This window comes from Polaromonas sp. P1_F8 (assembly GCF_056405635.1).
In genome coordinates, this window is sequence record NZ_JBFUBS010000001.1 from 710,865 (window position 1) to 733,391 (window position 22,527).

The following is a 22,527-nucleotide window of genomic DNA, read 5'->3' on the forward strand; positions in this document are numbered from 1 at the left end:
CGGAGAAACATCATGCTCAAAGGTAAAACAGCCCTCGTCACCGGCTCGACCAGCGGGATCGGCCTGGGCATCGCCAAGGCGCTGGCAGCGCAAGGCGCCAACATCGTCATCAACGGCTTCGGCGATGTGGACGGTCCCAAGGCCGAGATCGAAGCGCTGGGCGTGCGCGTGGCCTACCACGGCGCCGACATGAGCAAGCCCGCCGACATCGAGGACATGATGCGGTTTGCTGCCGCGCAATTCGGCCAGGTCGACATCCTCGTCAACAACGCCGGCATCCAGCACGTTGCCCGCGTCGAGAACTTTCCGGTCGAAAAATGGGACGCTGTGATCGCCATCAACCTGAGCAGCGCTTTTCACGCCACCCGCCTGGCGTTGCCTGCCATGCTGGCCGCCAACGGCGGCAAAGGCTGGGGACGCATCATCAACGTGGCGTCGGTCCACGGCCTCGTGGGCTCTGCAGAAAAATCCGCCTACGTTGCCGCCAAGCACGGCATTGTGGGCCTGACCAAAGTCACCGCCCTCGAAAACGCCACCACCGGTGTCACCTGCAACGCCATCTGCCCCGGCTGGGTGCTGACGCCCCTGGTGCAAAAACAGGTGGATGCCAAAGCCGCGGCTGGCAACATCAGCAACGAGGCCGCCAAGCAGCAACTGCTGGGTGAAAAAGAGCCTTCGCTGCAGTTCACCACGCCCGAAGAGCTCGGCGCGCTGGCAGTGTTTTTCTGCTCACCCGCGGGCAACAACGTGCGCGGCGTGGCCTGGAACATGGATGGTGGCTGGGCGGCGCAGTAAAGATCAAGCCGTTTGCACCATACGGCCCACATAGCCGCCAATCGCCAGTGAACTTGTCAGCCCCGGCGATTCAATACCAAAAAGATTGACGAGCCCTGCCACACCGTGATCACGCGGTCCCTGGATCAGAAAATCTTTGGCGGCTTCGTCGGGCGCCTGGATCTTGGGACGCATGCCCGAGTAACCCGGCATGAGCACACCGTCAGCCAATCCGGGCCAATACTTGCGTACTTCGGCGTAAAAGGCATCGCCGCGCGCCGGGTCCACCACCAGGTCGTCGGGTGAGTCGACCCATTGCACGTCGGGGCCGAACTTGGCCTGGCCGCCCAGGTCGATGGTCAGGTGCACACCCAGGCCGGCGGCTTCGGGCACGGGGTAGATCAGGCGGCTGAAGGGCGAACGGCCGGGCAAGGTGAAGTAGTTGCCTTTGGCGTAATGGCTGGGCGGCACATGCTGCGCCGGAAATCCTGCAAAGCGGCTGGCCAGGTGCTGGGCTTGCAGCCCGGCGGCGTTGACGACGGTCCTGGCTTGCAGTTCCGTACCGTCTTCTGCTATTAAATTAATAGCTGCTTGCGCACATTCCGCATGGGCCAGGGGCGAATTTAATACTACAAGTCCGCCGGAATTCTCAAGATCGCCCTGCAACGCCAGCATGAGGCCGTGGCTGTCGACAATACCAGTGCTGGGCGAATGCAGCGCCGCCACGCATTCGAGTTGCGGCTCCATCGCCCGGGCTTCTTCGCGGGTCAGCAGCACCAGGTCGTTCACGCCGTTGGCAGCGGCCTTTTCACGGATAGCCTGCAGCTGCACCACCTGAGCCTCGCTGGTCGCTACGATCAGCTTGCCGCAGCGCTTGTGGCCTATGCCGCGTTCCGCGCAGTAGTCGTACAGCAGGCCCTTGCCTTCCACGCAGAGCCGCGCCTTGAGCGAACCCTGCGGATAGTAAATGCCGGCGTGAATAACTTCGCTGTTGCGCGAGCTGGTGCCTGTGCCTATCGCGTCGGCGGCTTCCAGCACCATCACCTCCCTGCCCTGCAAGGCCAGCGCACGCGCCACCGCCAGGCCCACCACACCCGCACCAATCACCACGCAATCGACCTGGTCCATATCAAACGCCCTCAAAACCTTCAATGACATTGACAGCGTTGGTGCCCAGCGCCGCAGCGGCGTAACCGCCTTCTAGCACAAATACCGCGGGCAACCCCAGCTTGCCCAGGCGCTCGCCCAGGCGGATAAAGTCACCAGGCAGCAGCGCGAATGTGGAGATGGGGTCTTCGGCAAAGGTGTCCAGCCCCAGTGATACCACTAGCGCATCGGCGCGGTGCTGCTTGATGCGCAGGCATGCCGCTTCCAGCGCCTCAAACCAGCGCAGCACGGTACAGCCGGCGGCCAGCGGCAGGTTCAGGTTAAAGCCCTCGCCCTCGCCCGCGCCGGTTTCGTTGGCATGGCCCAGGTAGAACGGGTACTCGGTCAAGGGGTCGCCATGCAGGCTCACAAAAAGCACATCAGCGCGGTCGTAAAAAATGCTTTGTGTCCCGTTGCCGTGGTGGTAGTCCACGTCCAGCACTGCCACGCGCGCGGCACCGCCGTCCCGAAACGCCTGGGCAGCGACTGCAGCGTTGTTCAGGAAGCTGTAGCCCCCCATGAAATCGGCCCCTGCATGGTGGCCGGGTGGACGGCTGCAGCAGAACACGCCGCGAGCTGAAGGCTGGCCGGTCGCCAGCAAGGCGGCAGCGCCGGCGGCGGCATCTGCACCAGCCTTGGCAGCCGTCCAGGTTCCCGCGGAAAGCGGTGACCCGTTGTCCATCGAATAAAGCCCCAGCCGTGCGGTGAAATTGACGGGCTCCACGTCGCTGCGCAAGGTACGCACGGGCCAGACGGAGGGAAAAGGCTGTCGCTGGTCGTTGCCCTCTTCAAGCGCCACCCAGTCGCGCCACGCATGCTCCAGAAACGCCAGGTAGCGGGCGCTATGCACTTTGGCCAACAGCGCGCGGCTGTCGGCCTGGGGTGTGCGCAGCTCGTGGCCGCGCTCGCTCAGGCGGGCCTTGACGTATTCGGCCCGCTCGGGGGTTTCAAAACACGGCACGCGCTCACCGCGGTAAAACTCGAACGCAGGGGCATGGTCGTGGTGGCTGTCGCTGAAAAAAGTAAGCATGGTGGCTGATGGTCTGGTTTGTTCATGAGCAGGAAGACGTGATGGTGAGTGATGGTGGCCGGCTGCACGGCGCAGCCTGCCACCATCAAAGTGTGCGCGGGTCGGTCTTCAGCAACACCTCGACCAGTGAGCGCAAGGTCGCCTTCAGGGCCCCGGCGCCCGGCGTCATCTCCAGCGTGGTTTCGTCCATATACAGCTTGCGGTTGATCTCCAGCTGGATGCTGTGCCGGTGCCCGGCCGGGTCGCTATAGCGGCGCACCAGCTCCACACCTTTATAGGGATGGTTGTAGGCCACGCTGTAGCCATGCGCGCGCAGGTGCTCACACACCAGTGTCGACAACGCCTTGCTGGCAGTTGTGCCTTCACGGTCGCCGACCACAAAGTCCGCATGCGCCTCTCCCGGAAAATCGGTGGCGCTGCCCGAGGCCACTGCCGGCATGGAGTGGCAATTGATGTGGATGCTGTAGCCGCGCTGCCGCCAGGCGGCATCAATCGCCTGCGCCACGGCGGCGTGGTAGGGCTTCCAGCACTGCTCGATGCGCGCCTGGATTTCTGCCACTCCCAGTTTGCGGTCATACAGCGGCACGCCTTCGTCGGTGGTGCGCCAGATCAGCCCCTTGCCCAGGCGGACCTTGGACATGACCCGGGGATCGTCGTCTACCGGTTCGGGCCAGGGCGCATCCAGCAGGGACACATCCATTTCGGTGGTGTTGCGGTTGGCGTCCAGGTAGCTTCGGGGGAAATGCGCCTCAACCCAATGCGCACCCAACGCCGGCGCGAAGTCATACAGTTTTTCAACATGAGTATCTTCGGCGCTGCGCAGCACGGCGAACTCGCAGGCATGCCTGAAATCAGCCGGATACACCGTCCCGCTGTGCGGGGAATCAAGAACCAGCGGAGTGCTTCCGGGCAGGTAGGTAATGGAGGGCATGCCCTGACTTTAGCAGCAGCACATTGGCAAACCGGCGGTGGCGCCATCAGGTTCAGCCCCTTCGCAAACTTCCGTTTGTCCTACAGCGTTTTAACTTTTAGCCTCACAACGGCGTGTGGGTGCGACCCTTAAATTTCACAGCGGAAAGCCAATCAAGTCGCTTTTTCCAGACGAAAAAGTGCATTCCGAAATTTCAGCCATTGAAGGAAACACCATGCCATCCTTGACCCGCAGACTCTCCGCAACCGTGCTGGCCGCCGCCGCCCTGGCTGCGGCCGCAGGGGCCAACGCCCAAAGCGGTTCGACATCGTCCAACACCACATCCAGCAGCAACTACTCGTTTTACGCACCGGGCTCGCGCTATTTCGGCCTCAATGTGGGCAGGTCCGATTTTTCGCTGCCCGGCGGCGCCGGCGGTTTCGCTTCCGAAAATCACGATACGTCGTACAACATCTACGGCGGCAGCTATTTCAACAACAACTTAGGCCTGGAACTGGGCTATACCGATTTCGGCAAGATCAACCGTGGCGGCGGGCAGACCGATGCAGAAGGCATCAACCTGAGCCTGGTCGGCCGTTTGCCGCTCAGCAATTCCTTCAATCTGCTGGGCAAGCTGGGGACGACCTATGGACGCAGTCACGTGTCCGCCGCACCTGCGTCCGGCATTGCCACAGGCAGCGAAAGCAACTGGGGCGTGTCGTACGGCCTGGGTGCCGAATGGGCATTCACTCCGACCCTGTCGGCGGTGCTGCAATGGGACGAGCATGACATGAAGTACCCCGGTGGCAACAAGGAACGCCTCAGCACCACCAGCATAGGCCTGCGCTACCGCTTCTAGGCCGTTGTGGCAGCGTAGCCACCAGCCAAAAGCCCGCATGCCTTTCACGGCATGCGGGCTTTTTCACGTTGTCGCTTCACGCATTCACTATCAATTTCATAGCTGCTCGCGCCCGTTTTTCTTCGCTTTCAAGCACTTTATTCTTATAAAACCGCCGGCAAGTGCGGCGCCAGCATCTCCCGCAACAGCCAGGTTCCGGCACGGCCCAAGGGGCGCTGGCGTGACCACACGGCGTCCACTGGCACCCTGCGCGGCCAGCCGCGCGCATGAAGTTCGACCAGTTTGCCAGCGGCAAAGCGCGTCACCATCCAGCGCGGAATGGCCGCCCATCCGAAACCCAACACCGCCATTTCCAGCAGCATGAGATAGCTGGGAGCGGACCACGCGCGGCGCGACTGGCGCGCCCCATGCGAGCTCCGGACTCCCTGCGCGCCCTGCTCCATCTCTATATAGGTATCCAGCCGCAGCTCCCTGAAATTGGCCAGAACGTCGGGCGTGATGTCTTTCATGCTGGCCAATGGGTGGGCGGCGGCCACAAACAGGGTGATTTCAGACTGCTCGGCAATCGTGGCCGAACCAATGTCGGGCGGATAAGCGCCCTGGGCGGCTACCACGCCAATGTTTGCCCGCCCTGTTTGCACCAGCGACACCAGGTCGCCGTGTTCGGCAATCAGGCATTCAAACTCCAGGTCGGGAAAGCTTTTCTCAAAAGCCGAAAGCATTTCTTCAAACCGGTCTGACTGGTAGGTATCCGACCAGACCACGCTGAGCCGGGGCTCCAGGCCGCCCCCAAGCTGGCTGGCAGCGCGGTCAAGCCGGTCGCTGGCCGCGAGGATTTCCTGCACCTTGCCCAGCATGACCCGTCCGTGTTCCGTCAGTGCCGGCTTTCGGCTGCTCCGGTCAAACAGGTTCAGGCCAAGGTCGATTTCCAGGTTGGCAATCGCACTGCTCACCGTCGACTGACTTTTGCCCAGTTTGCGGGCCGCAGCCGAGAACGAACCCAGGGTCGCAGCCTCGGCAAAAGCGGTCAAGGCTTCCGGGGAATGGCGCATAGCGGCTTTCTATCTATTTTTTCGATGATTATTGATTTTAATGTATTCGAAATAGCGATGAAAATACCGTCATGGCGGTAAGGCATCTCGCCTCAACGGCCGGTAAATCATCTAGAACGCACATCATGAGCCTCCAAAAATCCCTGAAAGAACGGTTTTTCCACGCCCTCGGCTTTGAAATCCTGGCCATTGCCATCTGTGCGCCACTAGGCGCCTGGCTGCTCGGCTATTCGCTGGCGCACATGGGCCTGCTGACCTTGATGGTTTCGCTGATGGCGATGAGCTGGAACATGGTGTTCAACGCCCTGTTTGACCGGGCGCAGCGCCGCATGGGCTTTCAGCGCACCCTGACGGCGCGTGCAGTGCATGCTGTGCTGTTTGAAATCGGCCTGATCATCGCGGTGGTTCCGCTGGCGGCCTGGTGGCTGGACATCGGCCTGTGGGAAGCCTTTGTACTGGACATTGCGATCGTGCTGTTCTTCCTGCCCTATACCTTCTGCTTTAACTGGGCTTACGACCATGTCCGCTCACGGGTGGTGGCGCGCCACGCGCGCAAAGCCCAGCTGGCCGGCCGCACGGCGGGCGGGCAGCAGCCGGCGCCCGCGCTGCTTTGCGCAGCGCCCGCCGGCAAGTGTCTTACTTCATCTGCACAGAGCCGGACACAATAACCAATACCGTGCTCTTGCCGGCTTCCACAGGCACTGATGCATCGGCCATTTCGGCCTTGGCCGACATCGCCATCATGCGGGGACGCGGTGGAGAGCCCTGGTCGTTGGCATTCACCGAGACTTCGCGCAGCGAGTAGCCGGCAAAACCAAAACTGCGCGCCACCTCACTGGCTTTGGCCTTGAATCGCTCAATCGCGAGCGCCTGGGCCTCGCCCTCGACTTTGGCGCGTTGCTCCCGGCTCAATGCAAAACTGACGCTGCCCATGGTCAGGGTCTGGATCTTGCCCGCCGTACTGGTAATGCGCGGGAAGTCCTTGCCTTCCAGCACCAGCTCGGTAGAGCCCTGCCAGCCATTGATCTTGCCGTCTTTTCCATAACGCGGATACAGGCTGAAATTCCCGGTGCGCACCTCCATCTGGCCGGGCGCTGCCGCCTGTTTGGCCTGGGTCAGCGCGGTCTCAAGCGCCTGCCTGAGCTGGCTTTGCACGACGCCTGCGTCAGCACCATCACGGGTTGTGGTCAATGAAATCGACAACAGGTCCTGCTGCACCTCCACCGAGCCGCTGACCGATAACTGAGCCACGTTCTGCAGGGATTCGTGGAAGTTGGTCTGGGCCATCGCGTGGCTACCCAGCACTGCGCCTGCCAACAGGACACACAAAGCGATCGATTTTGGAGCTCGCATCAGAATTACCTTTCGGGGTGGTGGATTTCAGCCGCTTCTGGCTAAAAAAGACAAGCGTGAAATGGAGGGGGAAATCGCGGTGAACATCCGGAACGCTGCAAATCAAGCAGCCTGTTCACCGCAAGTAACCAGGCGCATTCGCCCGGCATTGCTTTTACAAGGGCCCGCCAGCGCGGTGCCCGGGGAGCGGCCGATTATTTTTACATGTGTTTTTTCAATCGAATGTAGGCGCATTGCCATAGTCAACACGCACACTTGCATGTGACCGCAACTTTTGTAACAGTGTGTCAAACCGACTGAAAAATGCGACATCCCGCCTTTTCAGCCTTCAAAATGGCTCTGTTACAAATTACCAGATGACTATGACCCAAGCTCAACCCAACGCCCGCGCCGACAAAATCCTGATCCTTGATGACGATGCCCGCATTCGCGACCTGCTGCGTCGCTACCTGGCCCAGGAAGGTTTTGAGGTCATCCTCGCCGAAGACAGCAAAGCGCTGAACCGCATCATGCTGCGCGACGCCGTCGACCTGATCGTCCTGGATTTGATGATGCCCGGCGAAGACGGCCTTTCCATTTGCCGCCGCCTGCGCGCCGCCAATGACCGTACACCCATCATCATGCTGACCGCCAAAGGCGAGGACGTGGACCGCATTGTCGGCCTGGAGGTCGGCGCCGACGATTACCTGGCAAAACCGTTCAATCCCCGTGAATTGCTCGCCCGCATCCACGCCGTGCTGCGCCGCCGGCCGACGGCCGAAGTACCGGGTGCGCCGTCCAGCGACCAGGAAGTGATTACCTTTGGGCCGTTTTCCTTCGATATGGGCTTGCGTACCCTGCACAAGAACGGCGAAGAGCTGCCGCTGACCACCGGCGAATTCGCCATGCTGAAAACCCTGGTGCGCCACCCGCGGCAGCCGCTGTCCCGCGAAAAACTGGCACAGCTGGCACGCGGACGCGAATTCGAGCCCTTTGACCGCAGCCTGGACGTGCAGGTGTCGCGTTTGCGCAAACTGATCGAAGTGGACGCTGCGGTGCCCCGCTACATCCAGACGGTCTGGGGTATCGGCTACGTGTTTGTGCCGGACGGAACGAACTAGCCCCCACGCTTTTCACTGCGCCTTCGGCTTCGTGTAATGCGCKGCCCCCCGAGGGGGCCGCCCGCCTGCGGCCTGGCAAAGCCAGTTCCGCGGCTCATGCTGGGTTGAAGAGTTCAGCGGGCAGGACCAGCGGAAGTAGTCTTTTACCAGCATGAGCCGCAGGACCGGCTTTGCCGGACTGCAGGCGGGCGGCCCCCTCGGGGGGCAGGGAGCTACACAAAGTGAGCGACCGTGGGGGCAAGTATGGCGGGCCTGCAACAGGCGGCAACAGCTTGGCTGCGGTAGCGCAGGCTTATCGTGCTAACGTCCATTGATCACAGCGCTCGCGCCCACGTACCCCACTTCCTTATGGACGCTACCAATCCAGTTCCCCTCGAAACCGCCCCGGCCCCGCTGGAAATGCGCCCGCGCAGGGGTTTCAGCCTGTTCTGGCGGACCTTCTTTTTCCTGGCGCTACTGCTGTTCGGCTCCATCGTTGCCTGGCTGCAGACCTTCCGGGCACTCGAATCCGAGCCGCGCGCCATCCAGAATGCGCAGCAGCTTGCGTCGCTCGTCAACCTCAGCCGCGCTGCACTGCGCTATTCCGACTCCATCGCTCGCGTATCGCTGATCAAAACACTGGCCGATGAAGAGCGCGTACGCATCACGCCGAGAGAACCCAAAGATAAATACGAGCTTTTTGAAAGTGACGACCTGGGTGAGCGCACAGCCGAAGAGCTCAGAGCGCGACTGGGCAACGGCACCGTGGTGGCCAGCAGCGTCAATGGCCAGAAGGGCCTGTGGGTGGGCTTTACCATCGACGGCGATGCGTACTGGCTGCTCACGGATCCCTCCAAGATCGGGCCCTCACGCAACAGCACATGGATCATCTGGCTCATCACGGCGGCGGCCCTGTCGCTGGCCGGGGCAGCCTTTATTGCCCGCCTGATCAACCGGCCGCTCAAGCAGCTGTCGTTCGCCGCCAGCCGAATGCGGGACGGCGACTTCGATGCCAGCCTGCTGGATGAAAAAGTGGCGACCAGCGAAATCCGTGAGGTCAACATCGGCTTTAACCGCATGGCCGAACAGCTGTCCAAAATCGAGCAGGACCGGGTCATCATGCTGGCGGGGATTTCCCATGACCTGCGCACCCCGCTGGCCCGGCTGCGCCTGGAAACCGAGATGAGCGTCACCGACATGGATGCGCGCGAGCACATGGCCGCAGACATCACCCAGCTGGATGCCATCATCGACAAATTCCTTGACTACGCACGGCCCGAGCCACCGCGGCTGGAACGGGTATCACTCAATGCGGTGGTCGATGCCGCTGTGTATGCCATCGCAGACTATGAAGACATGCGGGTCACCGTCACCATCCCGGACGACATGGCCGTGCTGGCCGACGAGGTCGAGTTGTCGCGCGTGATTTCAAACCTGCTCGAAAATGCCAGGCGCTACGGCAAGACACCTGAAACCGGCATTGCCTTGGTTGATATTGCGGCTAAAGGCCGTGACCAGTGGGTGCTGATCAAGGTACGGGATCACGGCATGGGCGTAGCACCCGAGACCTTGTCCAAGCTCACCCGCCCGTTTTTCCGGGGAGACGCCGCACGCACGGCCGCCACCGGGGCGGGCCTGGGTCTCGCGATTGTCGAAAAGACGATTCACCGCATGGGCGGCGTATTTGGCCTGGCCAACACAGGCTCCGGTGGGCTCGCCGCGCATATCAAGCTGCGCAGGAGCTGACCCCCCGCAGAAGGCTGTACGGCTGCGCAGCCGACCTCAAAGGGAAACCACCCCTCCGACCAGGCAGGCCGTGCGCGAGCAGCTATCAAAACAATAGCGCTAAAAAAGCAGGACAACAGCCCGGGCTTCCATGCTCAGGCCCTGTCCTACCGGGCCGAGCTTTTCGGCGGTCTTGGCCTTGACGTTCACCTGTCCCACTTCCAGCGCCAGCACTTCTGCGATGCGCGTGCGCATTGCCGCAATGTAAGGCGCAAGTTTGGGCGCCTGCGCAATGACCGTGCTGTCGATGTTGCCGATCTTGTGGCCACGCTCTGCCAGCAAGCGCCCGACCTCCGCCAGCAAGACGGTCGAATCAGCGCCCTTGAAGCGCGCGTCGGTGTCCGGAAAATGCGAGCCGATGTCGCCCAGCCCGGCAGCGCCCAGCAACGCATCGGTGATTGCGTGCAACAACACATCGGCGTCCGAATGGCCAAGCAAGCCGACAGTATGGGGAATGTCCACACCACCGATGATGAGCTTGCGCCCAGGCACCAGCGCGTGGGTGTCCCAGCCTTCACCGATTCGAAAATTCATGAGGGACATGGATGAAGGCTTTCATAAGATTGTTTGAACCGTCAGGCGGCATTCAAGGGCCGGCCGGGAAAACCAGCCAGTTCGCCGCTGCGTCTGCGCTGCCAGAGAATCGCTTCCGCCAGAGCGAAATCTTCCGGATAGGTCACCTTGAAGTTCTGCGCGCTGCCGTTGACCAGCCTGGGCGATACGCCCATTGCTTCCATGGCGCTGGATTCATCGGTGACAGCGTCTCCTGTGTGCTCCAGCGCATCGATCAGCGCGCCGATACGAAACATTTGCGGCGTTTGCGCCAGCCATTTGTCGCTACGGTCCACAGTGGCGGCCACGCGGCCGTCCCGTTCGGTTTTAAGCGTGTCCGGCAGCTTTTGAGCCAGCAGGCCGCCCACAGAATCATTGCGGCATTCATGGATCAGGGCCTTGATCTGCCCGGCTGTGACCAGGCAGCGCGCCGCATCGTGCACCAGCACCCAGTCGGTCAGGGCCGCGCCGCCGGGTTGCTGCGCCACCATCGCTTTGAGGCCGTTCAGCACCGTGGCCGCACGGGTCAGTCCGCCACCAACCCACAGGGTTTCGTTCGTGTTGCCGAAATCGGGAAACACCTTCAAAAAATCGTCATCCGACGGGGAAATGACCACCCACAAACCGGTGAAAGTGCCTGGAAGCGCCCGAAAAGCCTCTACGGTATGGCGGACCATAGGGAGGCCGTCAATCACCTGGTATTGCTTGGCTTGAGGGGTTCCGGCCCGGCTACCTTGCCCCGCACAGGGAATCAGCACAAAAAAACGGGGTTCGGAACGGTTATTGGCAGGGCTTGTCGTCATAACTTCATCATAGATTCTAAAATCGATGCTTGAACGCATGCAGGCACCCCACTCCGGATGGTTTGGGGTGTCTGGCTTTTGTCGTTTGAATTTTGGCCTTTCCTGCCTTCCTCTTTCCTGATTGTTTGAAACGACACACTCGCCAGCGCACCGATCAATGCACCTACCCTCACTCGTCACCGGCAAACGCTACACCCTGCCCCAGCCCGCCGGTTCTGCCGATGCCCTGCTGCTGGCACGTCTGGGCACCCGGGAAAAAGTTGCGGGCAAACTCACCGCCATCATCACGTCGGACGCCACCACGGCCCAGCGCCTGATGGACGAGATCGCCTTCTTTGCACCTGACCTGCGCTGCGCGCTGTTCCCGGACTGGGAAACCCTGCCCTACGACACCTTCTCGCCCCACCAGGATTTGATCAGCGAGCGCCTGGCCACGCTGTGGCGAATCCAGCAGCGCGACAAGGAAACTGGCGCCGACGTCGTCATCGTGCCCGCTACTACGGCGCTATATCGCCTGGCGCCGCCCAGCTTTCTGGCGGGCTACACCTTCCAGTTCAAGGTCAAGCAAAAGCTTGACGAAACCAAACTTAAAGCCCAGCTCACCCTCGCCGGCTACAGCCATGTCACGCAGGTCGTCAGCCCCGGCGAATACGCGGTGCGCGGCGGCCTGATCGACCTTTTCCCCATGGGCAGCCCCGTGCCCTACCGCGTTGACCTGTTTGACGACGAGATCGACAGCATCCGCACCTTTGACCCCGACAGCCAGCGCAGCCTCTACCCCGTGCCGGAAGTGCGCCTGCTGCCCGGACGCGAGTTTCCGATGGACGACGAGGCGCGCGCGCGCTTTCGCAGCCGCTGGCGCGAGCTGCTGGACGGCGATCCGACCAAAAGCCGCATCTACAAAGACATGGGTAACGGCGTCGCGACCGCCGGTATTGAGTACTACCTGCCGCTCTTCTTTGAAGAAACCGCGACCGTGTTTGACTACCTGGGCGGCAATGCCACCGTGGTGCTGCACGGCGACCTGGAGCCGGCCTTCCAGCGCTTCTGGCAAGACACCAAAGACCGTTACCGGCTGGTACGTGACGCGCCCGACCGCCCGGCGCTGCCGCCCGAGTCGCTCTTCCTGGGCACCGAGCAGTTTTACGCTCGCGCCAACGACTACGCGCAGCTGGCCATACGCGCCACGGTCGAAGACGTGGCCGACAACGCACAGTTTCAAAAGCTGGGTGAAATGGCCGTGGTGCGCGGCGCCGAAGACCCGCTGGCTAAATTCAAGGGCCATGTACGCAACACCGCCCAGCGCGTGCTGGTGCTGGCCGAAAGCGATGGCCGCCGCGAAAGCCTGCTGGACTTCCTGCGCGCCAGCAGCGTCAGCCCGCCGGCCTTTGACTCGCTTGAAGACTTCCAGGCCAGCAATGAAAAACTGGGCATCGCCACCGCGGCGCTGAACACCGGTTTCAGCTGGCTTGAAGAAGGCATCGACTTCATCACCGAGACCGAACTGTTTGCCGCGGGCACCACCGTGCGCCGCCGCAACAAAAAGCAGGAACAGGTCAGCGACGTCGAAGCACTGATCAAGGACCTCTCGGAGCTCAACGTGGGCGACCCAGTGGTGCACAGCGCCCATGGCATTGGCCGCTACCGCGGCCTCATCAACATGGACCTGGGCCAGGGCACCAATGCCGACGGCACGCCGCTGCTGCAGGAGTTTTTGCACCTCGAATATGCTGACAGCGCCACACTGTACGTGCCCGTCAGCCAGCTGCACCTGATCAGCCGCTACACCGGCGTCAGCGCCGAGGAAGCGCCGCTGCACAGGCTGGGCAGCGGCCAATGGGAAAAGGCCAAGCGCAAGGCCGCCGAGCAGATCCGCGACTCGGCCGCCGAGCTGCTCAACATCTACGCCCGCCGCGCCGCGCGCGAAGGCCATGCTTTCCGCTATTCGCCCGGCGACTACGAGACCTTTGCCAACGACTTCGGCTTCGAGGAAACCGCCGACCAGCGCGCCGCCATCCATGCGGTGATCCAGGACATGATCAGCCCGCGCCCCATGGACAGGCTGGTCTGCGGCGATGTGGGTTTCGGAAAAACAGAAGTGGCCTTGCGCGCCGCCTTCATTGCCGTGACCGGCGGGCGGCAGGTGGCGCTGCTGGCGCCCACCACCCTGCTGGCCGAGCAGCACTACCAGACGCTGGTGGACCGCTTCGCCAAGTGGCCTGTCAAGATCGCCGAGATGAGCCGCTTCCGCTCGGGCAAAGAGATTACCGCCGCCATCAAGGGCCTGGCCGACGGCACGGTCGACATCGTGGTGGGCACGCACAAGCTGCTCAGCCAGGACGTGAAGTTCGAGCGCCTGGGCCTGCTCATCATCGACGAAGAGCACCGCTTCGGCGTGCGCCACAAAGAGGCCATGAAGGCGATGCGCGCCGAGGTCGATGTGCTGACGCTGACCGCCACGCCGATCCCGCGCACGCTGGGCATGGCGCTTGAAGGCCTGCGCGACCTGAGCGTGATCGCCACTGCGCCGCAGCGGCGCCTGGCCATCAAGACCTTTGTGCGCAGCGAAAACAATGGCGTGATCCGGGAAGCAGTGCTGCGCGAGTTGAAACGCGGCGGCCAGGTCTACTTCCTGCACAACGAGGTCGAGACCATCCAGAACCGCCGCGAAAAGCTCGAAGAGATACTGCCTGAAGCGCGAATCGCAGTGGCGCACGGCCAGATGCCCGAGCGCGAGCTTGAGCGCGTGATGAAGGACTTCATCGCCCAACGCTACAACCTGCTGCTGTGCTCGACCATCATCGAAACCGGCATCGACGTGCCGACCGCCAACACCATCGTGATGAGCCGTGCCGACAAGTTCGGCCTGGCACAGCTGCACCAGCTGCGCGGCCGCGTGGGCCGCAGCCACCATCAGGCCTACGCCTATTTGATGGTGCCCGACATCGAGGGCCTGACCAAGCAGGCCGGCCAGCGGCTCGAAGCCATCCAGCAGATGGAAGAACTCGGCTCGGGCTTTTACCTGGCCATGCACGACCTGGAAATCCGCGGCACCGGCGAAGTGCTGGGTGAAAACCAGAGCGGCAACATGCTCGAAGTCGGCTTTCAGCTCTACAACGAGATGCTCAGCGAAGCCGTGGCCTCGCTCAAGGCCGGGCGCGAGCCCGACCTGCTGTCGCCGCTCAGCGTCACCACCGAGATCAACCTGCACGCCCCGGCCCTGCTGCCCAACGACTACTGCGGCGACGTGCACCTGCGCCTGTCGTTCTACAAAAAGCTGGCCACGGCGAAGAACACCGACCAGATCGACGCGCTGCTGGAAGAAATCGTCGACCGCTTCGGCAAGCTGCCGCCGCAGGCACAGACACTCATCGACGTGCACCGCCTGCGCGTGATTGCCCGTCCCTACGGCGTGGTCAAGGTCGATGCCGCGCCCGGCGGCATCAACATCACCTTCAAGAAAGACCCGCCCATCGATTCGATGGCCATCATGCACCTCATCCAGAAGAACCGGCACATCAAGCTGGCCGGCAACGACAAGCTGCGTATCGAGCGCGAGCTCCCCGAACCCAAAGACCGCGCGCAAATGGTGCGCGACATCCTGCGCTCTCTCGGTCAACCCAAAACCCCCTCCACCACAGAAGCAACGCCCGCATGACCCCCGCTGAAATCTCCCCCGGCCTCGTCGTCAACGTCTCTACGCCAGACCTCAAGCTCAGCAATTTCAGGCTGATCGCCTTTGACATGGATTCCACGCTCATCAATATCGAGTGTGTGGACGAAATCGCCGACGCTGCGGGCCGCAAGGCCGAGGTGGCAGCCATCACCGAAGCCGCCATGCGCGGCGAGATCACCGACTACAAGGACAGCCTGCGCCAGCGCGTGGCCCTGCTCAAGGGCGTGAGCGTGGCCAGCATGGACGAGGTCTACCGCGAGCGACTGAAACTCAACCCCGGCGCGGCCGAACTGGTGCAGACCTGCAAGAAAGCCGGCATGAAGGTGCTGCTGGTCAGCGGCGGCTTCACCTTCTTCACTGACCGCGTGCGTGACGAACTCGGCATCGACTACACGCGCTCCAACGTGCTGGAGGTGAAAGACGGCTATCTCACCGGCAAGATGGTCGACCAGCCCTGGGGCGACATCTGCGACGGCGACGAAAAACGCAAGATGCTGCTCGAGACCTGCAGCAAGCTGGGCATCAACCCGCTGCAGGCGATCGCCATGGGCGACGGCGCCAACGACCTGCCCATGATGGGCGTGGCCGGCCTCTCGGTGGCCTATCACGCCAAGCCGCGCGTACGCGAGCAGGCCATGGTGGCCATCAATGAAGGCGGCCTGGACCGGATGCTGGAGCTCTTCAGCTGAAGCCCTGGTGTTGCCGGCATCACAGCCGGCGCATCAATCACTCCGAAATAAGTCAACGATCCCACAGCCATAACACCTTATAAGCAGACACCTGAACCAAAGACAAACGACATCCATGGGTTTTTTCAAACGATTCGAAAGCCAGCTTCCCGCCTACCCTGACGCTGACCCTTCCTTGCCGCCCAAGGGTTTCATGGCCTTTCTGTGGGCCTGCACCGAAGGCGCACGCAGCTACATCCTTCAGCTGGCGCTGCTCTCGGCGGTCATGGCGGTTTTTGAGGCCTTGCTGTTCGCCATGCTGGGCCGCATCGTCGACTGGCTGGGCGCGACGGCGCCCGCCAACCTGTGGGTCGAGCACGGCAACGCACTGGGCTGGCTCGCCTTCATCGTGGTGGCCAGCATCGCCGCCGTGGCGCTGCAGACCACCGTGAAGCACCAGACGCTGGCCATCAACTTCCCGATGCGGCTGCGCTGGAACTTTCACCGCCTGATGCTGGGGCAAAGCATGTCGTTCTACCAGGACGAATTCGCCGGCCGGCTGACCACCAAGGTCATGCAGACCGCACTGGCGGTGCGCGACACGCTCTTCGTGCTGGCCGACGTGCTGGTGGCCATGGGCGTCTACATCGCCACCATGACGGTTCTGGCCGCCGCCTTCGACACGAAACTGGTAGCGCCCTTCCTGGTCTGGCTGGCGCTCTACATCGCGAGCCTCTATTACTTCGTGCCGCGGCTGGGCCGCATCGGCAAGCAGCAGGCCGACGCCCGCTCATTGATGACAGGCCGCATCACCGACGCCTATACCAACATCACCACCGTCAAGCTGTTCTCGCACACCCGGCGCGAGGCCGGCTTCGCGCGCGACGCGATGAGCGAGTTCATGAAGACCGGCTACACCCAGATGCGCCTGGTCAGCGCGTTCGAGATCGTCAACCACACGCTCAGCATGGGCCTGATCCTCGGCATGGCCGGCACGTCGTTATGGCTCTGGCACCTGGGCCAGGTCGGCGCGGGTGCGGTGGCCGCGGCCACTGCCATGGCGCTGCGCCTGCAGGGCATGTCGCACTGGATCATGTGGGAGACCACCAGCCTTTTCGAAAGCGTGGGCACCGTGCAGGACGGCATCAACACGCTTTCGCGGCCGCACACCATCGTGGACGCGCCCGATGCGGCCGCACTGGACGTGCCGCGCGGCGAAGTGCGCTTTGAAGCCGTGAACTTCAGCTACGGCAAGAACAAGCCGGTCATCGACCAACTGACGCTGACCGCCAGGCCTGGCGAAAAGATAGGCCTGATCGGACGCTCCGGCGCGGGCAAATCGACGCTGGTCAACCTGCTGCTGCGGTTTTATGACCTCGACGGCGGGCGCATCCTGATCGACGGCCAGGACATTGCCACCGTGACGCAGGACAGCCTGCGCAGCCACATCGGCATGGTGACGCAAGATACCTCGCTGCTGCACCGTTCGGTGCGCGACAACATTACCTACAGCCGCCCCGGCGCCACCGACGACGACATGCGCCTGGCCGCACGGCGTGCCGAAGCCGACACCTTCATCGCCGACCTGACCGACCCGCACGGCCGCCACGGCTACGACGCCCACGTGGGCGAACGCGGTGTGAAGCTTTCAGGCGGTCAGCGCCAGCGCATCGCGATTGCGCGCGTGATGCTGAAAGACGCACCCATCCTGCTGCTCGATGAAGCCACCAGCGCACTCGACTCTGAAGTCGAAGTCGCCATCCAGAGCAGCCTGAACACCTTGATGCAGGGCAAGACGGTAATTGCGATTGCCCACCGCCTCTCGACCATCGCCGCCATGGACAGGCTGATCGTGCTCGACCAAGGGCGCATCGTCGAAGAAGGCGACCACCGCAGCCTGCTGGCCAACGGCGGCCTGTATGCACGGCTCTGGGCGCACCAAAGCGGTGGCTTCCTCAGCGACAACCTGGAAGAAGAAGAGCTGGCGGCTTGACGCTGCTGGCCGCGCCGGGTGCCGCGCCTCAGGTACTCATCTGGGGCGGGCACTCGTTTGCTATTGTTTTAATAGCTTCTCGCGCATGCACTGAAAGGGCTAGAGCCCGATTTTGCTTACGAAAAAGCCTCAAAATACCTGAACCCGGAGCCTGCTGCACTCATGCCGGATTCAGGCTTTCTCGATCACCGGGCGCCCCGCCTGCACCGCAAACTGCGCCAGTGTTTGCACACCGCTGTCGGCACGCGTCACGTCGCTCACCACGCGCAAGGTGGTGGTCAGCTTGCGCGGGGTCAGTTCCACCACGCCGTAGCCTTTGCGTTCTGAGTCCGCAAACACGAAATGCGGATTTTCGGCGAGGTAGTCCGGAATTTTCGCGTTGCCGGCAGAGCGGGACGTGATGCTGGTGCCGCAAAACTCGGTGCCCACTGACGGGCTGGCCGCATCTGCGTAGTCGGCCTTGACGTGGCCCACCCAGTTTTCGTGCACATCGCCGCCGAGGATGACCGGGTTCGCCACGGCGTGCTTGCGCAGGGAGTTGGTAAAACGCGTGCGTGCCGCTGTATAACCGTCCCAGCCGTCGTTCCAGAAAACCTGCTCAGGCCCACGGCGAAAATCGCGCTGGCCAAAAAGCGATTGCTGGCCGACCAGATTCCAGCTGCTTTCCTTGCTGGCGGCCCGGCTCCATTCAGCGTCCAGCCAGCTTTCCTGCTGCGTCCCCAGCATGCTGCGGGCCGGATCCTTCCACGCAGCGCAGGTGGCGGGGCTCAGTGTGCTGGAGCCGGTTTTCCCGTCACGCGTGCAGGCCTGCGCATCCTTGTATTGGCGGGCGTCGAGCATGTAGAGCGAGGCCAGGCGGCCGTAGGGAACGCGCTGGTAAATGCGCATTTCAGCGCCGCTTGCCAGGCCGGCCACGGCCCGCGTCAGCGCCGAAGCGCGCACGGGCATGTGTTCATAAAACGCCTGGTAAGCGGCAGCGCGGCGGGCGGCAAAGTCCGGCGCCGGCGGCCCGCTGTTGCCGGGTGTGGCGCCCGCGTAGTCGTTTTGCACCTCGTGGTCGTCCCAGGTCACCATCCACGGGCAGGCTGCGTGCATGGCCTGCAGGTCGGCGTCGCCCTTGTGCAAGGCATAGCGCTGGCGGTAGTCGTCCAGCGTGAGCACCCAGCCGCCCGTGGGCACACGCACCGGCTGGCCGGCGTTGGGGTACTCGTAGATGTAGTCGCCCAGGAAGAGCACGAGATCAAGCTCTTCAGCAAGCATATGGCGGTAGGCGCTGTAGTAGCCGTGTTCCCAGCGCTGGCAAGAGGCATAGGCCAGCCGCAGCCGCCCCACAGCGGCATCGGGTGCCGGAAAGGTGCGGGTGCGGCCGGTGGCGCTTACCGCCTCGCCCACCGCAAAGCGGTAGAAATACCAGCGATCGGCCTCCAGGCCCTGCACTTCCACATGCACCGAGTGGGCCAGACCGGGTACAGCATGGGTCTGGCCGGCTTGCACGATGCGCGAAAAATGATCGTCGTGCGCAATCTCCCATCGTACGGCCACCGGCGCCGGCTGCAAGCGCATGGCCGCATCATTGTCCAGAAGCAGCCGCGTCCAGAGCACCACCGAGTCATGGGTGGGTGAGCCGCTGGCCACGCCCAGCGTGAAAGGATTGCCGGTCAGCCGTTGCTGGGCCGATGCCCTGGGTGGCAGGTAAAAACCAGCACCCGCCGCCGCCAGCGACTGAAGCAACCGGCGCCTGTGGATTACGGGAGTCATGTGGATCGCTCAGTGCCTGGCTGGCAGGCGCACGATGAACGTGGTTCCCGAGCCGGCGCTGCTGTGCACATCGATGGTGCCGCCGTGGATGTCGACCGCGTTGCGCACAATCGCCAGGCCCAGGCCGGTGCCCTGGATGGTGCCCACGTTACTGGCGCGGTGAAAAGATTCGAACAGGTGCGGCAACTCGTCCTCCGGAATACCGATGCCCTCGTCCGCCACCTCCATGACGGTCATGTCCTGATCGATGCTCACGGTGAACCGCACAAGACCGCCCAGCGGCGAGTACTTGACCGCATTGGAGAGCAGGTTGCTGAAGATGTGGCGCAGGAGCTTCTCGTCGTACAGGCCTTCTCCCGCCCCGGCGGAATAATCCAGCTGCAACTCGCACAGGCTGTCCGGTTGCTGGGTGCGCGCCTCTTCCACCAATTGATGGCACAGCCTGTGCAGGTCCAGCGGATGCGGTTCAAACTCCAGCATCTGGGCATCGGCCTTGCCCAGCAGCAGCACGCGGTCCAACATGCCCGTCATGCGTTTCACGCCGGCGGCAATGCTGTCCAGAATCTCCAGTTTTTCCGACTCAGGCAAGCGGCTGCCGTAATGCCTGAGCAATTCCTCGGCGGAAAGAATGCCAGACAGCGGTGTACGGAACTCATGGCTGGTCATGGCCACGAAGCGGGTGCGCAGTTCATTGAGCGCCTTTTGCTGCTCAAGGGCCTCGCGTGTGTCTTCCTCTGATTTCTTGCGTTCGGTGATGTCAAGAAACGCCCAGATCACACCTGAATCAGGGTCATGGGGCTGAACACAACTGCCGGCCATCTGCACCCAGAAGAGCTGTCCGTCCCGCCTTCTGAGCTGGCGTTCATTGATATAACTGCCGGTGGCAATCAGCATCTCACGCGCTTCCTTGCCGAACTGCTCCCAGGTGGCAAGGTCGGGATGGATATAGCTGGAAGACTGCCCCATCAGTTCTTCGCGCGGGCCGCCGATCATCTGGGCGAATTTCTCGTTGACCCACTCATGGCGCCGGTTCACCGACAGCACAATACCCACCAGCGCACTGTTAAGAATGGCTTCGCGCTCCGAGGAGGTGCGCAGCAGCTTGGCCTCCAGTTCCTTGCGCTGCGTGATGTTGATGATCACCCATACCGTGCCCTGCGAAAGGTCGCGTCCGGCAACGGACTTGCCCGACAGCGACACCCAGATCAAGGTGCCGTCAAACTGCCGGACCTGGATCTCGCCTTCGTAGTTTTCACCGCGGCTCACGCAGGCGGCCACTTCACCGCCCACCTGCAGGTACTGCTCACGCGACAGGTAAAACGGCTCCATCGAAGTCAACGGATTGCTGCCTGCACCGAATACCTTGAGCATGGCCTGGTTGGCCCAGCGAAAGCGGCCATCCGGTGTCAGGAAGGCAATGCCCACAATGGAATTTTCCAGGATCATTTCGCGCTCTTTCAGCAGGGTGCGAAAATTTTCCTGGGAAACGCTCAAGGCCTCCACCATGGATTGCTCAGCCATGATGCGGGCCTGGGCCTGCTCTTTTTCCTGCCGTGTGACGTTGATGCGGTCCGCCAGCGCAAACGACAGCACGACCATTTCCAGCGCCGACCCGATCAACAGCGAATTGGCCGTGAGTACATTCGACGGCAGGACACCCGTGTTGTGCAACGCCAGCGTCACCACACCCACCAGCAGCAGGGCCCATGCCGCCAGGAAATACCGGGCCCCGGGATGCCCCATGCGCACGCTCAGCAAACCCACCGCGACCAGCGTGGTGACACTGAGAACCGCCAGCACGGTCACCATCCATGAAGACACCACATAAGGCATCGTAAAAGCGGCCAGCAGGGTCAGCAGCCAGCCGCCCACCAGCGCCTGTATAAAGCGGTCCATGCGGGGCATCTTGAGTGCACTGGAAAGAAAGCTGCGTGCAAACAAAATGCCGAAAGATGCGGTCGCCGCCATGCCCGCAGGGGGCGAAATGCTGTTCCACCAGGTAAGGCCCGGCCAGATGAATTGCGCGCCAAAACCCGTCAACGCGGCCTGCGCGATGGCCATGCAGCCGACAAATGCCACATAGATCAGGTAGGCCCGGTCACGCACCGAGAAAAACAGCAGCAGGTTGTAGAAAAAGAGCCCGACCAGCAACCCAAAGTAGAGGCTGATCGTGGCGTATTCAGCCTGGTCGTGCCGCCACAGTGCTGCAGGCTGCCAGAGACGCACGGGCGCAGACACTGTGCCGTCCGACGTCACCCGAAGGTAAAGCGTATTGACGGCACCGGGCTTGAGACGCACCGGCATCACATGGTTGCGGTGCACCACGGCCCGATCGGCAAAAGGCAACAGGTCACCGCCCACCTGCCACACAAAGCCGCCCTTGCCGTCCGGTGAATACAGCTCCAGCCGGTCCAGCGGCGGATAGGCCAGCTCCAGCATCCAGTCTGCGGGTGTGCTGCGTTCGGTCCGCAGGTTCACACGCAGCCAGATGGCCGAGCTGGTCAAACCAAAATTGGTGGCCGAGCCGGTTTGCGGCACCGGCTGAAAGCGCGCCTGGGCATCCGGTTTCAAAAGGTCGGCCAGTGTCAGCTCGCCGCCGGCGTCTTCAAGGTAGGTAAACGACTGCGACAGTACATATCTGTCGTCGCCGCCGATGGTGATCTCACCCGCTTCGGTGCGCTCCTGCACGGGCTCCTGCGGCTGCGCCCAAACCAATGGCCCGGCACCCACCAGCAGCAAGGCAAGCACAAACCGAAACAGGTACCGCAAGCAAGATGTCATGGATTGGCGGCAAGAAGCGGGGACTTGCGCCTTTGGACCTGCCCCGGCGAGGCGGCAGAAGCCGGAACGGCACCTGCAGCGTGCCGCTGGCCGTTGCAGACTTCATGGCTGATCGCCAGGTTTTCTGCATGGCTGTTGCCCCCTTCGCTCAGGGGCAGGATGTGCTCCAGGGTGGCGGCCTGGGGCGTGACATGTTCGCCGCACACCCAGCACGGCACCACCCCGTGGAGCTGCCGTGCCACAGTTTTGTAGATCTTGTCCCGGGTAAGCCCCAGCCTGCTCACGGCAGCGTTTTCCTCTGACCGCCG

Annotated in this window: 18 protein-coding genes; 8 read left to right on the forward strand and 10 right to left on the reverse strand. The window is 62.6% G+C overall.

The window, feature by feature from the left end; genetic code table 11:
- Window positions 1-12: 12 nt before the first annotated feature.
- Window positions 13-795: a 3-hydroxybutyrate dehydrogenase gene (locus tag AC1D1J_RS03430; protein ID WP_477649166.1), complete on the forward strand. Its 783-nt coding sequence runs from the start codon at window positions 13-15 to the stop codon at window positions 793-795.
- Between the two features lie 3 nt (window positions 796-798).
- Here AC1D1J_RS03430 and AC1D1J_RS03435 read toward each other — a convergent pair whose 3' ends face one another.
- The 3 genes from AC1D1J_RS03435 to AC1D1J_RS03445 all read right to left on the reverse strand — a co-directional run bounded on the left by AC1D1J_RS03435 (window position 799) and on the right by AC1D1J_RS03445 (window position 3,881).
- Window positions 799-1,902 (reverse strand): NAD(P)/FAD-dependent oxidoreductase, encoded by a 1,104-nt coding sequence (locus tag AC1D1J_RS03435; protein WP_477693898.1) that lies wholly within the window; start codon window positions 1,900-1,902, stop codon window positions 799-801.
- Window position 1,903: 1 nt separating this feature from the next.
- The gene (locus AC1D1J_RS03440; RefSeq protein WP_477693899.1) at window positions 1,904-2,950 is read right to left on the reverse strand and encodes a histone deacetylase family protein; all 1,047 of its coding nucleotides are present in this window, start codon (window positions 2,948-2,950) and stop codon (window positions 1,904-1,906) included.
- 85 nt (window positions 2,951-3,035) lie between these two features.
- On the reverse strand, window positions 3,036-3,881 hold the full coding sequence (locus tag AC1D1J_RS03445; protein WP_477693900.1) for an N-formylglutamate amidohydrolase: 846 nt from the start codon (window positions 3,879-3,881) through the stop codon (window positions 3,036-3,038).
- A 214-nt stretch (window positions 3,882-4,095) separates the two neighbouring features.
- Here AC1D1J_RS03445 and AC1D1J_RS03450 point away from each other — a divergent pair, with 214 nt between their 5' ends.
- Window positions 4,096-4,719: an outer membrane beta-barrel protein gene (locus AC1D1J_RS03450; RefSeq protein WP_477649170.1), complete on the forward strand. Its 624-nt coding sequence runs from the start codon at window positions 4,096-4,098 to the stop codon at window positions 4,717-4,719.
- 143 nt (window positions 4,720-4,862) lie between these two features.
- On the opposite strand, the gene AC1D1J_RS03455 is transcribed toward AC1D1J_RS03450, so the two are convergent.
- Window positions 4,863-5,771 (reverse strand): LysR family transcriptional regulator, encoded by a 909-nt coding sequence (locus AC1D1J_RS03455; RefSeq protein WP_477685582.1) that lies wholly within the window; start codon window positions 5,769-5,771, stop codon window positions 4,863-4,865.
- Window positions 5,772-5,893: 122 nt separating this feature from the next.
- On the opposite strand from AC1D1J_RS03455, the gene AC1D1J_RS03460 reads away from it, so the two are divergent.
- Window positions 5,894-6,439 (forward strand): multidrug/biocide efflux PACE transporter, encoded by a 546-nt coding sequence (locus AC1D1J_RS03460; RefSeq protein ID WP_477694463.1) that lies wholly within the window; start codon window positions 5,894-5,896, stop codon window positions 6,437-6,439.
- Here the strand turns inward: AC1D1J_RS03460 and AC1D1J_RS03465 are convergent.
- A complete protein-coding gene (locus AC1D1J_RS03465; protein ID WP_477685581.1) occupies window positions 6,408-7,124 on the reverse strand; it encodes an SIMPL domain-containing protein in 717 nt (238 codons plus the stop codon). The two genes, AC1D1J_RS03460 and AC1D1J_RS03465, sit on opposite strands and share 32 nt — an antisense overlap.
- Before the next feature lie 362 nt (window positions 7,125-7,486).
- Between AC1D1J_RS03465 and ompR the strand changes: the two genes are divergently transcribed.
- Together ompR and AC1D1J_RS03475 are read left to right on the forward strand one after the other, a co-directional pair.
- Window positions 7,487-8,224 (forward strand): osmolarity response regulator transcription factor OmpR, encoded by a 738-nt coding sequence (ompR, locus tag AC1D1J_RS03470; RefSeq protein ID WP_007866319.1) that lies wholly within the window; start codon window positions 7,487-7,489, stop codon window positions 8,222-8,224.
- Window positions 8,225-8,572: 348 nt separating this feature from the next.
- On the forward strand, window positions 8,573-9,949 hold the full coding sequence (locus tag AC1D1J_RS03475; RefSeq protein WP_477685580.1) for a sensor histidine kinase: 1,377 nt from the start codon (window positions 8,573-8,575) through the stop codon (window positions 9,947-9,949).
- Window positions 9,950-10,048: 99 nt separating this feature from the next.
- Here AC1D1J_RS03475 and ispF read toward each other — a convergent pair whose 3' ends face one another.
- Both ispF and ispD read right to left on the reverse strand, forming a co-directional pair.
- Window positions 10,049-10,531 carry a 2-C-methyl-D-erythritol 2,4-cyclodiphosphate synthase gene (gene ispF / locus AC1D1J_RS03480; RefSeq protein WP_477685579.1) on the reverse strand — a complete coding sequence of 161 codons (483 nt, stop codon included), beginning with the start codon at window positions 10,529-10,531 and terminating at the stop codon, window positions 10,049-10,051.
- A 32-nt stretch (window positions 10,532-10,563) separates the two neighbouring features.
- Complete coding sequence (gene ispD, locus AC1D1J_RS03485; RefSeq protein WP_477685578.1) at window positions 10,564-11,343, reverse strand: 2-C-methyl-D-erythritol 4-phosphate cytidylyltransferase; 780 nt, start codon at window positions 11,341-11,343, stop codon at window positions 10,564-10,566.
- 157 nt (window positions 11,344-11,500) lie between these two features.
- Between ispD and mfd the strand changes: the two genes are divergently transcribed.
- From mfd to AC1D1J_RS03500, 3 genes are all read left to right on the forward strand, one after another.
- Window positions 11,501-15,001 (forward strand): transcription-repair coupling factor, encoded by a 3,501-nt coding sequence (gene mfd, locus AC1D1J_RS03490; RefSeq protein WP_477693901.1) that lies wholly within the window; start codon window positions 11,501-11,503, stop codon window positions 14,999-15,001.
- On the forward strand, window positions 14,998-15,708 hold the full coding sequence (gene serB / locus AC1D1J_RS03495; RefSeq protein WP_477693902.1) for a phosphoserine phosphatase SerB: 711 nt from the start codon (window positions 14,998-15,000) through the stop codon (window positions 15,706-15,708). The genes mfd and serB overlap by 4 nt, the downstream gene beginning before the upstream one ends.
- 115 nt (window positions 15,709-15,823) lie before the next feature.
- Complete coding sequence (locus AC1D1J_RS03500; RefSeq protein WP_477693903.1) at window positions 15,824-17,680, forward strand: ABC transporter ATP-binding protein; 1,857 nt, start codon at window positions 15,824-15,826, stop codon at window positions 17,678-17,680.
- Between the two features lie 171 nt (window positions 17,681-17,851).
- Here AC1D1J_RS03500 and AC1D1J_RS03505 read toward each other — a convergent pair whose 3' ends face one another.
- From AC1D1J_RS03505 to AC1D1J_RS03515, 3 genes are read right to left on the reverse strand one after another with little or no spacing between them, the layout of a single operon-like run.
- A complete protein-coding gene (locus tag AC1D1J_RS03505) occupies window positions 17,852-19,438 on the reverse strand; it encodes an alkaline phosphatase D family protein (RefSeq protein ID WP_477685574.1) in 1,587 nt (528 codons plus the stop codon).
- Between the two features lie 9 nt (window positions 19,439-19,447).
- Entirely contained in the window at window positions 19,448-22,219 is a 2,772-nt protein-coding gene (locus AC1D1J_RS03510; RefSeq protein ID WP_477685573.1) for a 7TM diverse intracellular signaling domain-containing protein, read from the reverse strand.
- Window positions 22,216-22,503, reverse strand: a complete 288-nt coding sequence (locus AC1D1J_RS03515) for an HNH endonuclease (RefSeq protein ID WP_477685572.1) — start codon at window positions 22,501-22,503, stop codon at window positions 22,216-22,218. Before AC1D1J_RS03515 ends, AC1D1J_RS03510 begins: the two co-directional genes overlap by 4 nt.
- Window positions 22,504-22,527: the final 24 nt, after the last annotated feature.